The 14,213-nt window shown below is 68.6% G+C and carries 13 protein-coding genes, 1 tRNA gene and 1 CRISPR repeat array; of the genes, 6 read left to right on the top strand and 8 right to left on the bottom strand.

Going from position 1 to position 14,213, the window contains the following annotated elements; genetic code table 11:
• The first annotated feature begins 176 nt into the window (after positions 1-176).
• Positions 177-2,684 (top strand): penicillin-binding protein, encoded by a 2,508-nt coding sequence (locus BLA60_RS25620; protein ID WP_075135559.1) that lies wholly within the window; start codon positions 177-179, stop codon positions 2,682-2,684.
• A 61-nt stretch (positions 2,685-2,745) separates the two neighbouring features.
• Here the strand turns inward: BLA60_RS25620 and BLA60_RS25615 are convergent, their stop codons facing one another.
• The gene (locus BLA60_RS25615; protein WP_075135558.1) at positions 2,746-3,216 is read right to left on the bottom strand and encodes a GatB/YqeY domain-containing protein; all 471 of its coding nucleotides are present in this window, start codon (positions 3,214-3,216) and stop codon (positions 2,746-2,748) included.
• Between the two features lie 57 nt (positions 3,217-3,273).
• Here BLA60_RS25615 and BLA60_RS25610 point away from each other — a divergent pair, with 57 nt between their 5' ends.
• Positions 3,274-4,239, top strand: a complete 966-nt coding sequence (locus BLA60_RS25610) for a metallophosphoesterase (protein WP_245812149.1) — start codon at positions 3,274-3,276, stop codon at positions 4,237-4,239.
• 16 nt (positions 4,240-4,255) lie between these two features.
• Positions 4,256-4,332: transfer RNA gene (locus BLA60_RS25605), tRNA-Pro, on the top strand.
• Positions 4,333-4,749: 417 nt separating this feature from the next.
• Here BLA60_RS25605 and BLA60_RS43570 read toward each other — a convergent pair.
• The 5 genes from BLA60_RS43570 to BLA60_RS25580 all read right to left on the bottom strand — a co-directional run bounded on the left by BLA60_RS43570 (position 4,750) and on the right by BLA60_RS25580 (position 10,145).
• Complete coding sequence (locus BLA60_RS43570) at positions 4,750-5,106, bottom strand: hypothetical protein (RefSeq protein ID WP_154814575.1); 357 nt, start codon at positions 5,104-5,106, stop codon at positions 4,750-4,752.
• 576 nt (positions 5,107-5,682) lie between these two features.
• Entirely contained in the window at positions 5,683-6,879 is a 1,197-nt protein-coding gene (locus tag BLA60_RS25595) for a helix-turn-helix domain-containing protein (protein ID WP_075135557.1), read from the bottom strand.
• Between the two features lie 405 nt (positions 6,880-7,284).
• Positions 7,285-7,737: direct repeats of the CRISPR family, unit length 26 nt; unit sequence GTCGTCCCCGCGAGCGCGGGGCTGGT.
• Between the two features lie 321 nt (positions 7,738-8,058).
• Complete coding sequence (locus tag BLA60_RS25590; protein WP_245812148.1) at positions 8,059-8,346, bottom strand: site-specific integrase; 288 nt, start codon at positions 8,344-8,346, stop codon at positions 8,059-8,061.
• 162 nt (positions 8,347-8,508) lie between these two features.
• Entirely contained in the window at positions 8,509-8,796 is a 288-nt protein-coding gene (locus BLA60_RS25585; RefSeq protein ID WP_154814574.1) for a hypothetical protein, read from the bottom strand.
• A gap of 356 nt (positions 8,797-9,152) precedes the next feature.
• Complete coding sequence (locus tag BLA60_RS25580) at positions 9,153-10,145, bottom strand: arginine deiminase family protein (protein ID WP_075135554.1); 993 nt, start codon at positions 10,143-10,145, stop codon at positions 9,153-9,155.
• Positions 10,146-10,190: 45 nt separating this feature from the next.
• Between BLA60_RS25580 and BLA60_RS25575 the strand changes: the two genes are divergently transcribed.
• Positions 10,191-10,760, top strand: coding sequence for a riboflavin biosynthesis intermediates N-glycosidase (locus BLA60_RS25575; protein WP_075135553.1), 570 nt, complete (start codon positions 10,191-10,193; stop codon positions 10,758-10,760).
• Positions 10,757-12,598 (top strand): S9 family peptidase, encoded by a 1,842-nt coding sequence (locus BLA60_RS25570; RefSeq protein ID WP_075135552.1) that lies wholly within the window; start codon positions 10,757-10,759, stop codon positions 12,596-12,598. Before BLA60_RS25575 ends, BLA60_RS25570 begins: the two co-directional genes overlap by 4 nt.
• Before the next feature lie 39 nt (positions 12,599-12,637).
• On the opposite strand, the gene BLA60_RS25565 is transcribed toward BLA60_RS25570, so the two are convergent.
• Positions 12,638-13,114 carry a Dps family protein gene (locus BLA60_RS25565; RefSeq protein ID WP_075135551.1) on the bottom strand — a complete coding sequence of 159 codons (477 nt, stop codon included), beginning with the start codon at positions 13,112-13,114 and terminating at the stop codon, positions 12,638-12,640.
• Positions 13,115-13,141: 27 nt separating this feature from the next.
• Positions 13,142-13,699, bottom strand: coding sequence for an NADPH-dependent FMN reductase (locus tag BLA60_RS25560; RefSeq protein WP_075135550.1), 558 nt, complete (start codon positions 13,697-13,699; stop codon positions 13,142-13,144).
• Between the two features lie 68 nt (positions 13,700-13,767).
• Here BLA60_RS25560 and BLA60_RS25555 point away from each other — a divergent pair, with 68 nt between their 5' ends.
• Positions 13,768-14,184: a thiol-disulfide oxidoreductase DCC family protein gene (locus BLA60_RS25555; protein WP_075135549.1), complete on the top strand. Its 417-nt coding sequence runs from the start codon at positions 13,768-13,770 to the stop codon at positions 14,182-14,184.
• Positions 14,185-14,213: the final 29 nt, after the last annotated feature.

Here is a 14,213-nt window from a genome sequence, read left to right as displayed (position 1 = left end):
TGCCGATCGCCGGGTCGTGTTTACCCCGTCGGAGTCGGCTCTTGTCGTTGAGACGTTGACGGACTCTAGAGCCACCTGGTTCCCATTGGAGTGACGGGGTCCACAAGCCGTTACCAATTGTCAATAACTCGGTTGGGTAACGTGGCCTTCATTCCACCCCGCGTAGGCTGGTCCGCGTGCGAGTGGGAGACGGTCTGCTGAAACTTGTCGGTCTGTGCCTCCTGGCCGGTGTGCTGGTCGCCGGCATGCTGTTCCCCATGGTGGGAGCGTTGGGGGTGGTGTCCAACCGGGCCAGCGACACGATCGACAGTGTGTCGGCCGACCTGGTCGCCACACCGCCGCCGTTGATCACGCGGATCACCGATTCCAAGGGCAAGGACATCGCCTACCTGTACGACCAGTACCGGTTGCCGGTGACCGCCGACCAGATCTCGCCGTCGATGAAGGCCGCGTTGATCTCCATCGAGGACCGCCGGTTCTTCGAGCACCACGGCGTGGACTGGAAGGGCACCATCCGCGCGCTGATCAGCAACCAGACCAGCGAGGACACCCAGGGTGCCTCGACGCTCACCCAGCAGTACGTGAAGAACTACCTGATCAACGTCGTGTACCGGGACCAGGTCGGCGAGGCCGACGAGGACCCCGGCAAGAAGATCGAGCGCGAGCGGGCCCAGGAGCAGACCGTCACCCGCAAGCTGCGCGAGGCGCGGCTGGCCATCCAGCTCGAACAGACGATGAGCAAGGAGGAGATCCTCACCGGGTACCTCAACGTCGTCGAGTTCACCGAGCGGATCTTCGGCATCGGGTCGGCCGCCAAGGCGTACTTCAACACCACGCCAGACAAGCTGACGATCGCCCAGTCGGCGCTGCTGGCCGGCATGGTCAACAACCCGTACCTGTACAGCCCGTGGAGCAACCCCGAGGAGTCGCTGCGCCGGCGCAACCTCGTGATCGACGCGATGGTGGAGACCAAGAGCATCAGCCAGGAGGCGGCGACGACGGCCAAGGCCGAGACGCTGGGCATCCTGCCCGAGCCGGTCAAGCCGGCCGCGAACTGTGTCGGTGCCGGCCCCGACTACGGCTTCTTCTGCCAGTACGTCGAGGAATACCTGATGGACATCGGGTTCACCGCCGACCAGCTCTACACCGGCGGCTACACGATCAAAACCAGCTTCGACGCGGCCGCGACGCGCATCGCGAAGCAGGCGGCCGAGCACCAGGTTCCCAAGACCACCAAGGACATCAACAACTCGATGGCCATCGTGCGGCCCGGCAAGGAACGGCACGAGGTCGTCGCGCTGGTCTCCAACCGTGACTACGGCCTGAACATGGACGCCGGCCAGACGACCATCGGCTACCCGTACGGCGTGGAGAACAAGTTCGGCGCCGGGTCGATCTACAAGATCTTCACGTCGGCCGCCTACCTGGAGAAGGGCGGCGGGATCAACAACTCGATCCGCACGCCCGCGCACCACGTGTCGAACAAGTTCACCGGCGGCAACCCGGCGAACTGCCCGCAGACCTCCAACCCGACCGACGGCAACACGACCTGGTACTGCCTGTCCAACGCCTCGGACAGTTATCCGTCGTCGATGACGCTGCGCAAGGCGCTGGCGACCTCGCCGAACACGGGCTTCGTCATCCTGGAGGAGATCATCGGGATGGACGCCGTGGTCGACATGGCGAGCCGGCTCGGGCTGCGCGAGAGCATGGCCACGAACATGGACGGCAACACCCCGGACCCGACGGCGGAGATGTACGAGCGGAAGGTCAGCCAGAGCGAGTTCTTCCGCAGCAAGGGCCCGAACCGTCCGGGCAACGCGTCGTTCACGCTCGGCCCCGCCCCGCTGTCCACACTGGAGCTGGCGAACGTCGGCGCGACCCTGATGAGCGGCGGCGTCTGGTGCCCGCCGACGCCGATCGTCGAGGTGCTCGACCGTGAGGGCCGCAAGGTGCACATCGCCGAGCCGCCGTGCGAGCAGGCCGTGTCCAAGGGCCTGGCGAACACCCTGGTCCACGGTTTGAGCGACGACGACAAGCCGGGCGGCACCGCCGGTCAGGCGGCGGCCCAGTTCAACTGGACCCGTCCGATCCTGGGCAAGACCGGGACGACCCAGCAGCACCGCTCGGCCGGTTTCATCGGCGCCACCCCCCAACTGTCGGCGGCGGTGCTGACGTTCAACGACGGCACCCGCCCCCAGGGCATCTGCGACACGACACCACCGTCCCTCTGCGGCGACAGCGGAAACATCTATGGCGGCAAGATTCCCGCCAGAACCTGGTTCGAGGCCATGGGCCCGATCCACCAGGGTTCGAAGGTGATGCAGCTGCCGCCGATCGACCAGCGCTACGTGAACGGCGGCCCGGAGGCCCAGGTCCCCGACGTGGTCGGCGACAGCGAGCAGGAGGCCGTCGACACCCTCAAGCGGGCCGGCTACGAGGTCGTCACCGACGAGATCAACTCCTCCCAGGCGAAGGGCACCGTGGTGAGCCAGTCACCCCGAGGCAACGCCCTGCGCGGGGAGACGATCACGTTGCGTATCAGCACCGGCTACGTGCCACCCCCGCAGACGTCCGACGAGCCGTCCACACCGCCCAGCTCACCGCCGCCCAGCGGCGGGAACGGCCCAGGGGACAACAACGGGCGACCAGGAGGCGGCGGACGCCCCGGAGAACCCGGCTAGGCAGTGAAACGGCCCGGACCACATCTGGTCCGGGCCGTTCTTGTTTTCGGATCGCCAGAAATCAACCCTGGAGACGAGCCCGGACGAATCCCGCGACCCGCCCACCCTCGGCCCGCCCGGCGACCTTCCCGTTGGCCACCTTCATGACCTGCCCCATCTGCCGCTGCCCCGGCGCACTCCCCAACGCCTCACTCACCTCGGCGACAGCCTCAGCCACCAGCCCCTCAAGCTCCTCGTCGGACAACTGACGGGGCAGGTACTCCCCGAGCACGGCGGCCTCGTCCCGCTCAGCCTGCGCCTGTTCCACCCGGCCGGCGCCGTCGAAGGCCTCAGCGGCCTCCTTGCGCTTCTTGACCTCCCGGGCGAGCACCCGCACAACCTCGTCGTCGGCGAGCTCCCGCGCGGTCGTCCCGGCGACTTCCTCGGTGGTGACCGCCGCCAACGCCATCCGCAGCGACGCCATCCGGACGGTCTCCCGGTTCTTGATCGCCGCCGAGAGGTCGGCCTGCAAGCGTGCCTTGAGCTCAGCCATGCGTCGAACCCTACTGGCCGTTACCGGTCACGCGGCGCACGCATCTAGGCTCGGGTCGTGGGCAACTTGGCGAGAACCATCGGACGGGCGGCACTGGGCGCCACGGCGGTCGGCACCGCGACCGTGGCCTATGCGGCGGGCATCGAACGGACCCGGTGGACCCTGCGCCGCGCCGAACTGCCGGTGCTGGCGGAGGGGGCGCGGCCGCTGCGCGTGCTGCACCTGTCCGACCTGCACATGATGCCCGGCCAGAAGTCCAAGCAGCGGTGGGTCGCCGAACTCGACGCGCTCAACCCTGACCTGGTGGTCAACACGGGTGACAACCTGGCGCACCGGCACGCCGTGCCGGCGGTGCTGCGCGCGCTGGGCCCACTGCTGGACCGCCCGGGCGTGTTCGTCTTCGGCAGCAACGACTACTACGCGCCACGCCCGAAGAACCCGGTCCGCTACCTGGTCAAGTCCAAGCGCAAGATCCACGGCATCCCGCTGCCCTGGCGCGACCTGCGCGCGGCCCTGATCGAACGCGGCTGGCACGACCTGACCCACGTCCGCCAGCTACTGACCGTGGACGGCCAGTCCATCGCCGTGGCCGGCGTCGACGACCCGCACCTGCACCGCGACCGCTACTCCGAGATCGCCGGCCGCCCCGACCGCGCGGCCGCGCTGCGCCTGGGCGTGACCCACTCCCCCGAACCGAGGGTCCTCGACTCCTTCGCCGAGGACGGCTACGACCTGGTGATGGCCGGCCACACCCACGGCGGCCAACTCCGCGTCCCCGGCTACGGGGCCATCGTCACCAACTGCGAACTGGACCGCTCCCGCGCCCGAGGAGCGTCCCGCTGGGGCGCGCACATGTGGCTGCACGTGTCCGCCGGCCTCGGCACCTCGCCCTACGCCCCGGTCCGCTTCGCCTGCCCACCCGAGGCCAGCCTCCTGACCCTCGTCCCCCGCCCGACCGGCAACAACACCCCCGACAACCACAAACACGGCGCCCGCTTCGGAGCCGGCGCCGACGTCCGCTAGACTTCCTCTCGGACCACGGGGTGTGGCGCAGCTTGGTAGCGCGCTTCGTTCGGGACGAAGAGGTCGCAGGTTCAAATCCTGTCACCCCGACCAGGTCAGAGGCCGTCCATTTCGGAATGGACGGCCTCCGCCATGTTCAGGAGTGACTAACTGCCTGACTAAGCAACCGGGTTGAGCTGGTGCCGATAGACGGTCTCCGTCACGGCGGTGCCACTCGATGGTCAGCCCACCGCCCGAAGCAACGACACGAAGCTGTGACGAAGCTCACGAGGCGCCGGTCCTTCGCGCCCAGTTCCGTCCCGACCTCCGACGCGAACACCAAGCCGCGTTCGCGCCAGGTCTCCCCCGCCGCGTCCCGAGCAACGTTGTGCCGTCCCTGCTGCGCCCGTAGGGCATCGATGCACCGTTGTGGGATACCAAGCGAGCGGCGCGACTTCTTGGTCTTGGTGTCCCCACCCGCACGCACCCACCGCCACACCTTGACGTACCCGCACGGCTTCGATGTCCGAATCATTTTGATTTTTGGCATAGTTCTTCCAGTGAGACCACGGTACATTCGTTCAGTTTCCGTATGAGATTCATCGCCCGCGCCCAACGAAGGGCCGAGTTGCCATAGGGGATGTTTTTCTCGCCGATCGGATTCAGTCCATCAGGACCACTGCGGTAGATCATGGCGCGAACACCACTGACGGGAAAACTGCGGGCACGGATGGCCGCGGCTCCTTTTCTCAGCGCGGGGCACTGGCGCGCGGCCACCGGGACGCATGACAGGCAGACAGGCGGTTCGGTGACACCCATGCCCTTGGGCCAGTCAGGCCAGTCGGTGCGTTGGTCCTTGAGCAGCCACAGAACGCCGTCCTCGGTCACGTCCGCGGGTTCAGCGCATACCTGGCAGAGGAGTCGACGCATGGCCCGACGCTGGCGGAGAGGGTGTACACGCTGGAAGTTGGGACGCCCTTGACGTGGCCGGGATATCGTTCGGAACCAGAGGACGCCTCGGTCGTCGCGGTCGGTCACCAATTCATCGGCGTAGACAAGTCCCCTGCCCGGGATCTCGATGACTTTACCGGGAGGGTCTTCCTCCTCGGACCAGGCATTGATGTAGGGCACGAGAGGGTGCCGACTGGAAGGACCGTCGTGAACTTGCGGCGCGTGTCGCACATTATCGGTCATCACTTCTGCTATCCATTGTCGGCGCGGTCATCTTCGATTGGAATCAGCCGGGATCGTAGGCATGAACCGGCCATCGAACGGCGAGAAGGAGAGTCCCACCACGATTACGAACGAGATCCACTCCGACCTGACGCCTCGGACACACCACGTGGGACACACCTTCTTTCGATCGACAAACGCGACCGTATGAAGAGTTCCCAGGTGAAAGGTAGGACGCTCTGCCCCAGTACACGATCGGTGGTAGGACAGAGCGTCCTACCACCGATCGTCTTAGTCAGGATATGCGCCGAGTCGAATCGCCAGCTCACGGAGCGGCGCACTGACACGCCGTTCTTGCTCAACCAACTCGGAAACCATCTGCCGTGGCAGCGCCTGATACTCGATCCAGTCAGGTGCCAATTGCTCCATCGACAGAATTGTCGTCAAGGCGCGGTCGCCATGACCCAGACGAAGGTGCGCCATTGCCACGTCGGCAAGGTGTCGAGCGCGGGACGCGAGAGGCAACGCCGCATCTCTCGGCAGGTTGCGCGCGTTCGCGAGCGCATCGCCGTAGTCGTCCTGGACGACGGCGCAGTCCACACTCATCATGGCGACCTTCGCCGGGCCGAACGTGGTCTGACACTCGGACCGCTCGTACCCCAGCCTGTTCGCCACTTCGCCGGCAACCCCCAACAGATCGTTGGCGGTCGAGGCGCGGCGGCTGCGGGCGGCGGCGGTAGCGGCGGTGCTGGTCAGGACGCCGTACGTGGCCAGTTGAGCGTCATTGACGTCACCAGCCGGTTCGACACCACGTGCGGCGGCGAGCGCCACCCGCTCAGATTCGTCGTAACGACCCTGCACCAGCAGCTGCCAAGCCACCGACACACGCAGCGCCGCGTCGAGCAGTTCGTCGTTGGACTCGCGGGCGGCACGCATGGCTTCACGGATGGCCAGCCACGCGGCGTCCGGCTGGTCGAGATGAACGAGCGTGTCCCCTGCGGCTTGGTAGCCCCGGGCGAGAGCGCGCGCGGCGCGTGGCCTGTCGGCGACCGGCACGGCGGACGCGGTCGCGCGCAGCCCTATGAGCGCTTCAGGCAGCAACCGAGACAGCAACTCGTACCGTCCGGACCAGTAGCACCCCCACATGTAGGTGACGGTGCGTTCGGCGTCTTCGACGGTGAGGGGCGCTGTGTCGATGACGTCATCGTCAAGCAGGTCATCAACCGGGGTGAGTGCGTGGCGGATCGCGACGACCCCAGCGTCGGGGTCCTCGGACGGTACAGCGTCCTGCTTGTCGAGCAGTCGCGAAAGGGGTACGTCGAGCGCACGCGCGATGCGCTGGAACACATCGACCGACGCCGTGTGCCGCTGACCCTGCTCAAGTTTGCGAATCACATCGACACTCACCTGAGCGCGATCAGCGAGTCCCTGTTGGGTGAACAACTTGCCGCGCCGCTTCGCGATGCGTTTGCCAACGCTGTCGTCCATTGGATCACCTTCTTCGCGGATACCCTCCCCGCGTGTCCCCGACCCGTCGGCCGGGGGCGTTCCTCCACGAAGAGGTACACACACCGAGAGTACCTTCGTGCCCACCAGGTGCTGTCGAAAGGCAAGTCGCGCAGAACGGATCCCGTCGCAGCTCGTGAGCGGTTGACATGTGGCCGCGTGGCCGCAGCATCTCAGCGATCAGGCCGCACCTGACGGACGCACTCGAACGCCAGACGACTTTCCCGCACCGGACTCTCTGAACCACCACAAACGCGCGCAATGACCGATAGCGTCAAGCCCAGACCAACGTCACACCACATCCCACCACAATTCAACGGAACTGGAAAAAGCCGAAAAGTGAATGAGAAACGGCACCACCGCGAGCATCGTCCCTGCTCAGGAAGTGTCGTCCCCGCGAGCGCGGGGCTGGTCCGGCGGCGGGCGTGACCATCTCCCCCGCGACGGCGTCGTCCCCGCGAGCGCGGGGCTGGTCCCAGCGCCGCCTCCTCGGGCGTCAGCTCCCGGCCGTCGTCCCCGCGAGCGCGGGGCTGGTCCGTAGTGGTGCTCCCCGCCGCTCTGGGTGCGCACGTCGTCCCCGCGAGCGCGGGGCTGGTCCGTGCTCGCCGAGCGGCGTCGACAAGACGAGACGGTCGTCCCCGCGAGCGCAGGGCTGGTCCCGATCAGGGCATCGCGTGGGGCTACCTGATCCAGTCGTCCCCGCGAGCGCGGGGCTGGTCCTCCGGGCGACCACGTCGAGATCGGCGCGCGGTTGTCGTCCCCGCGAGCGCGGGGCTGGTTCGCTGGTGCGGGCAAGGGGTTGGGTGATGGCGGCGTCGTCCCCGCGAGCGCGGGGATGGTCCGATCGGCACCGTTTCCGGAGGTTCGGGTGAAGATCGCGCTCGTGCTCGCCGAATTAGGTCGCCAGCTGGAAGCCACCGAATCGGGTGCGGTACCGCACAGAAACGAGTGACCAACTGAGTGACAATCGGCGCATTCAACCCGGCACAACCTTGGACGCCCACGGACGCACGATGGCCCCTGAACAGCACATTTATGCCGATCAGGGGCAGCATGGCTTGCATTCGGGACGAAGAGGTCGCAGGTTCAAATCCTGTCACCCCGACCAGGTCAGAGGCCGTCCATTTCGGAATGGACGGCCTCCGCCATGTTCAGGAGTGATCAAGCAATCCGGGTCGGCAGGATGCGATCTATCGCCGTCGCTCCGTCCACCGTGAGGGTTGAGCCGGTGCCGTAGATGGTCTCCGTCACGGCGGTGCCGCCGCGGCCGACAAGGCGCGAAATCTGCTCGATGGGCAGCCCACCGTCCGAGAGCAACGACGCAAAGCCGTGACGAAGCCCCCTGGACGTCCGGTCCTTCGCGACCAGCCCGGCTTCCTTCGCGATCCGGCGGAAGCCACTTCTTACGTTGGCCGCGTCCAGTTCCGTCCCAACCTCCGACGCGAACACCAAGCCGTTCGCGCCAGGTCACCCCCGCCGCGTCCCGAGCAACGCAGCGCGTGATCAGGGGTTACCGCCCCAGGAGCACTGCGCGATTCATAGCTCGCAGTCTGCGTGACGATCACTTCAAACCCGATCTTTCGAACTTGACCGAGCGGCTGGAAGTTGGGATCACGGCTCAGCTGAACCGCGCTGAACACCGTCCCAGCACGCGCCCCCACTTTCCGGGAAGAACTTCTCGCGTACGGCACAGTCGCCACTACTGGGACCGACAAGGTAGTCGACGAGATCGGGGACAACCGGATTGAAGGGCGTGTAAACCCCGGGAGCTAGTGCCACCACCTGCCCGTCAATCAACTGACCCTCGAACCAGGACACGAGCCGCCTGTCAATCGTGCCGACAGGCACGATCAGCGGGTAGCCGGGCAGCACTGGGTCACCTGACGGGTAAACGAACACCACCTCCATTGTAACCGGTGGCGTCGTGGTTGTTGTGGTGGTCGTCGGTACTGGCGTCGTAGTCGTGGTGGTGGTGGTTTCTCCTGCACGCTCAACCGCTTCATCAGATCCGGTACGCGAAGAACAACCGAGAAGAAGTATTGAGGCAGCAACCAGCACACCAACTGCAGGAGATCTTCGCATCTTCGTGGTTTCTCCCTGGACTGGGAACACTCAGGCATTTGCCGGGTACGTCGCAAGGAGGTTGCGGAACGTATCATCACCCGACAGCACAACTACGCAGAGTCAGCTCGCGACGTCACTTCGCCATTGCCCAGCTAAGGTCAGGGCCTGTTCGCCGAGTGCGGGCAGGCCCTTCAGGTCGGGATGCGGCGGATGGGGTGGTGGGAGCAGCGGAAGCCGCCGCCGAAGGGGGTTACGGCGTCGTAGTCGAGGGTGTGGACGGTGACGTCGTGGGTGCGCAGGGCGTCGGCCAGGGCGGGGGCTCGGGGGTCGACGATGACCTCGTTGGGGGCCAGGACCAGGACGTTGGCGGCGAGCAGGTTGAGGGCGTCGTCGAGGGTGACTTCGATGTGGGTCCAGTCTGCGATCAGGGGTGGGAGGCCGTCGGGGAACTGGTCGGGGGCGACGATCGCCAGGCCTTCTCGGACGGCGGCGAGGCCGTCGTCGAGGTGGAGGGCACGGGGGTGGAGGCGGACGGGGTGCACGCGATAGCCGTCGCCCAGTTCGGCACGTAGCCAGGCCACGCCGGCCTCGTCGGTGGCGTAGCGGCCGTCGCCGACGCCGACCAGGACGTCGTCGCCGAAGAGGAGGACGTCGCCGCCTTCCAGGTAGGGGCCGGTGGCGGTGGGGACGCGGTTGAGGGGAACCGGGCAGCCGGGCGGCACGACGACGTGGCGGGCGCCTCGGGCCGCCAGGTCGGCGAACAGGGAGCGCAGGCCGAAACGTTCCCGGAAGCGGTGCGGCATCCGCAGCGACGCCTCGATCACCCGGTCGCCGATCACGATCATCGGGTCCCTGGTGAACACCTGGCTCGACATCGACGACAGGTCCGCCAGCACCGCCTGCTCGTCGTCGGTCAGTTCCGTGGGGCGGTGGACGGCCACGCCCCGGTCGGCCAGGAAAGCGGCCAGGGCGTCGACCTGGGCGCGGCAGCGCTCGTAGGTGTCCGGGTCGGCCTGCGACCAGCGTCTGCCCTCGGCGCCGACCCAGTGGTCGCCGACGCCGGCCGGCAGGAAGTCCAGTGTTGGCGCTGCCTTGACCAGCGCCGGGGTGATGGTGAAGTCGGCCACCCGGCCGACCACCACCTCTTCCAGCCGGTCCCACTCGCGGTCCACCCGTACCGTCATGGGCTCCACGATCGCAGAGCCGGGGCGTTTCGGCAGACTGTCGGGATGGACGTCGACGAGTTGGTCAAGCGGCGGGACCGGGTCGAGTACCTGCTGTTCTGGGGGCACCGGCCCGAGCCCGACGGGCGGATCGGGAAGGGCTGTCTGAGCCAGTGGTGGCCGGCGCCGTTCGTCGTCGACGGCGTCGAGTTCGCGACGGCCGAGCACTACATGATGTGGCGCAAGGCCGAGCTGTTCGGCGACCGGGACAGCGCCGCGCGGATCCTCGACGCCCGGCATCCCCGGCAGGCCAAGGAACTCGGGCGCGGAATACCGGGATTCGACCAGGGCGAGTGGGAGCGCCACCGCTACGACATCGTCGTCGCCGGCAGTGTCGCCAAGTTCGGGCAGCGTACCGAACTGCGGGACTATCTGCTGGCCACCGGGACGCGGGTGCTGGTGGAGGCCAGCCCGCTGGACCGGGTGTGGGGCATCGGGCTGGCCGCCGACGACCCCCGCGCGCAGGACCCCACGGCCTGGCGTGGCCTGAACCTGTTGGGGTTCGCGCTGACCGAGGCGCGGGCCGTGCTCGCCGGCCCACCGGGCGCGGGCGATGAGGCAGGATCTACGGCGTGACCAACCATCCCCTGGCCGAGGTGCCCGACACCCTGTTCGCCGACGCCGACGCGGAAGCCCGCTGGCGGGCACGGTTCACCGCCGCCCGCGTGTCGTTGCCGAGGTGGGCCCACGACGCCCCCGACCGCAACCTGTACCTGTCCAACCTGAGCGGGGTCTGGGAGGTCTACGCCTGGGACCGCGCCACCGACACCCGGCGCCAGGTCACCGACCGGCCCAACGGCACCTCCTACGCCACCATCAGCCCCGACGGCGAACACCTCTGGTGGTTCGCCGACTCCGACGGCGACGAGTTCGGCAACTGGGTCCGGGAGCCGTTCGCCGGGCGGCCCGCCGCCGGAGCGCCAGAAGGCGCGGTGCCGGGCAGTGACGCCGGCTACCCCGCCGGGATCGAGCTCGGCCGGTCGGTGTCGGTCGTCGGGGTCTCCAACGACGACGGCACCACGATCTTCCTGTCCCGCGACAACGCCCCCGCCACCGTCCTGTACCGCGACGAGCACGACGGCGGGGTCGCCGCGCTGTCCCGCGACGAGACCCTGCTGGCCATCGCGCACTCCGAGCACGGCGACAACCGCCACTCCGCGCTGCGTGTGCTCTCGACCGCCGACGGGTCGACGGTCGCCGACAAGTGGGACGGCCCCGGCAAGGGCCTGGACGCCATCGGGTTCAGCCCGGTCCCCGGCGACCAGCGGCTGCTCGTGCTGCACGAACGCCGGGGCCGCGAGGAGCTGCTGATCTGGGACGTGGCCGCCGGCACCGAGACCGAGCTGGTCGTTGACCTGCCAGGGGAGCTGACCGCCGAGTGGTACCCGGACGGCAGCGCGATCGTCGTCGTGCACACCCACGAGGCGCGCAACACCCTGCACCACCTCGACCTCGCCACCGGCACCCGCACCCAGCTGCCGACCGCGCCCGGCACCATCGGCTCGGTCTCCGTGCGCCCCGACGGCACCATCGAGTACGCCTGGTCGGACGCGGCGTCGCCGTCGGTCGTGCGGGCGTTGTACGGCGACGGCACCGAGCGGGTGCTGCTCTCGCCGCCCGGGCACACCGCGCCGCCGTCGGTGCCGTTGCAGGACGTGTTCGTGCAGCGGGAGGGCGTCGGGCAGGTGCACGCGCTGTACGCGCGGCCGCCGCACGCCGGCGACGGGCCGCTGCCGACGGTGTTCGCGCTGCACGGCGGGCCGCACTCGGCCGACGAGGACCGCTTCTCCGCCTACCGCGCGGTGTGGCTGGACGCCGGGTTCGCCGTGGTGCACGTCAACTACCGGGGCTCCACCGGCTACGGCTCGGCCTGGCGCGACGCCATCGAGGGCCGGCCGGGGCTGACCGAGCTGGCCGACGTCGCGGCGGTGCACGCGTGGGCCGTGGACAAGGGCCTGGCCGACCCGGCGCGGTGCGTGGTCAACGGCGCGTCCTGGGGCGGGTACCTGTCGCTGCTGGCGCTGGGCACCCAGCCGGGGCTGTGGGCGGCCGGGATCGCCGGGGTGCCGGTGGCCGACTACCTGGCGGCCTACGCCGACGAGATGGAGCCGCTGCGCGCGTTCGACCGGGCCCTGTTCGGCGGTTCCCCCGACGAGGTGCCCGACCGGTACACCGAGTGCTCGCCGATCACCTACGTCGACCAGGTGCGCGCCCCGGTGCTGGTGGTGGCCGGCGAGAACGACCCCCGGTGCCCGATCCGGCAGATCGACAACTACCTCGACCGGCTCGCCGCGCGCGACGCCGACTACCAGGTGTACCGCTACGACGCCGGCCACGGCTCGCTGGTGGTCGCCGAGACGATCAAGCAGATCGCCATCGAGGTCCAGTTCACCCGCACCGCGCTCGGGCTCTGAACGGGAGGGGGTCCCTTCACGCGGAAGGGACCCCTCGCCTCACGCGGTCTGGGCCTGCCACATCCAGTGCTGCTTCTCCAGCTCGGCGGCCAGCGCGATCAGCAGGTCCTGGGTGACCAGGTCGGACTTGTCGGTCTCGTCGATGCCCTTGCGGACGCGGGCGATGACCGCGCCGAGCGTCGCGACGATCGCCGCCACGGTGGCCTCGACGGACTGCCAGTTGTCCGGGTAGTCCGGCAGGCCGGAGCTCTCCACGACGGTGCGGGCCTTGCCGTTGGGCGAGACGCCGATCGCGTTGGCGCGTTCGGCGACCTCGTCGGTGTACTGGCGGGCGGTCGAGACCAGCTCGTCGAGCTGGAGGTGCGCGCTGCGGAAGTGCGGGCCGACCACGTTCCAGTGCGCCTGCTTGGCGATCAGCGACAGGTCGATCAGGTCGACGAGCGTCGTCTGCAGGACGGCGCCGGTGGACTTGCGGTCGGAATCAGACAGTGGGCTGGTGATCGGAGACTTCGTCATGGCAGCGGCGTACCCGCTGCGGCGCGGTCATACCCGTGATGTGGCGAACTCGACGACCTGTGACCCGATCGTGCGCAGCGAGTCGGCGACCTTCTCGTCGGTGCAGTCGCCGTCCGGGCCGAACACCACGTGCCGGGCGTTGACCGCCGCACCCAGCGGGGTCGGCCAGCCGCGCAGCGCGTGCACGATCGAGCGCAGCGAGGCCAGCGTGTTCACCGCGGCCTGCCAGCCGTGGGCGGTGGCCACACAGCCCACGGCCCGGCCGTCGAGGTAGGGCCGGTCGTCGCCGCGCATGTCCTCGATGTAGTCCAGGGCGTTCTTCACCAGCCCGGAGATCGCGCCGTGGTAGCCGGGCGAGACCAGCACGACGCCGTCGGCCGCGCGCAGCTCCTCGACCAGCCGGCAGGCCTCGGGTGAGCGGTGCGGGTCGGCCGGGTCGTAGAAGGGCAGCACCAGGTCCGAGCCGGAGACCAGGGTGGTTTTCGCGCCGGCCAGGGCCGCGCCGGACAGGGCGATCCGCAACGCGCGCTCGGACTGCGACTCCTGGCGCAGGGACCCACCGATCCCCACCACGTTCACCGTCACACCACATCCCTCTCCCACGCCGGCCTGCGCTCCTCCGATCATCCCCCATTCGATGCCACGATGGGGGAATGGTGGGGACGCTCATCTTCGACGGGGACTGCGGGTTCTGCACCCGCAGCCGCGACCTGCTGGCCCGGCTGGACCGGCGGGGCCGGATCCGGACCGTGCCGTTCCAGCGGGCCGGGGTCGCCGAGGACGCCGGGGTGCGCCGGGAGGACCTGGCCCGCGCGGTGTTCTGGGACGGCGGACCGGGCCGGCGGTACTGGGGCGCCGAGGCGGTCAACGCCGCGCTGTCGGCCGCGCTGGGGACGCGGCTGCCGCTGTGGTTCTACCGGCTGCCGGTGATCCGCCAGGTGCAGGACAGGGTGTACCGCTGGGTGGCCGACAACCGACACCGCCTACCGGGCGTAACGCCGTGGTGCACGTCACACCCCGAGTTCTGCGTGTCACACTTTCGTGCAGGTCAGGATGCACACGAGGCGTGATTTCGGTGAGTAGCCTCTTCCGGGACGTT

Origin of the sequence: Actinophytocola xinjiangensis, assembly GCF_001921215.1 — a bacterium.
GTDB classification, from domain to species: domain Bacteria; phylum Actinomycetota; class Actinomycetes; order Mycobacteriales; family Pseudonocardiaceae; genus Actinophytocola; species Actinophytocola xinjiangensis.
The sequence above is the reverse complement of the archived record's forward strand: the minus strand, read 5'-3'. Positions and strand labels throughout refer to the sequence as shown.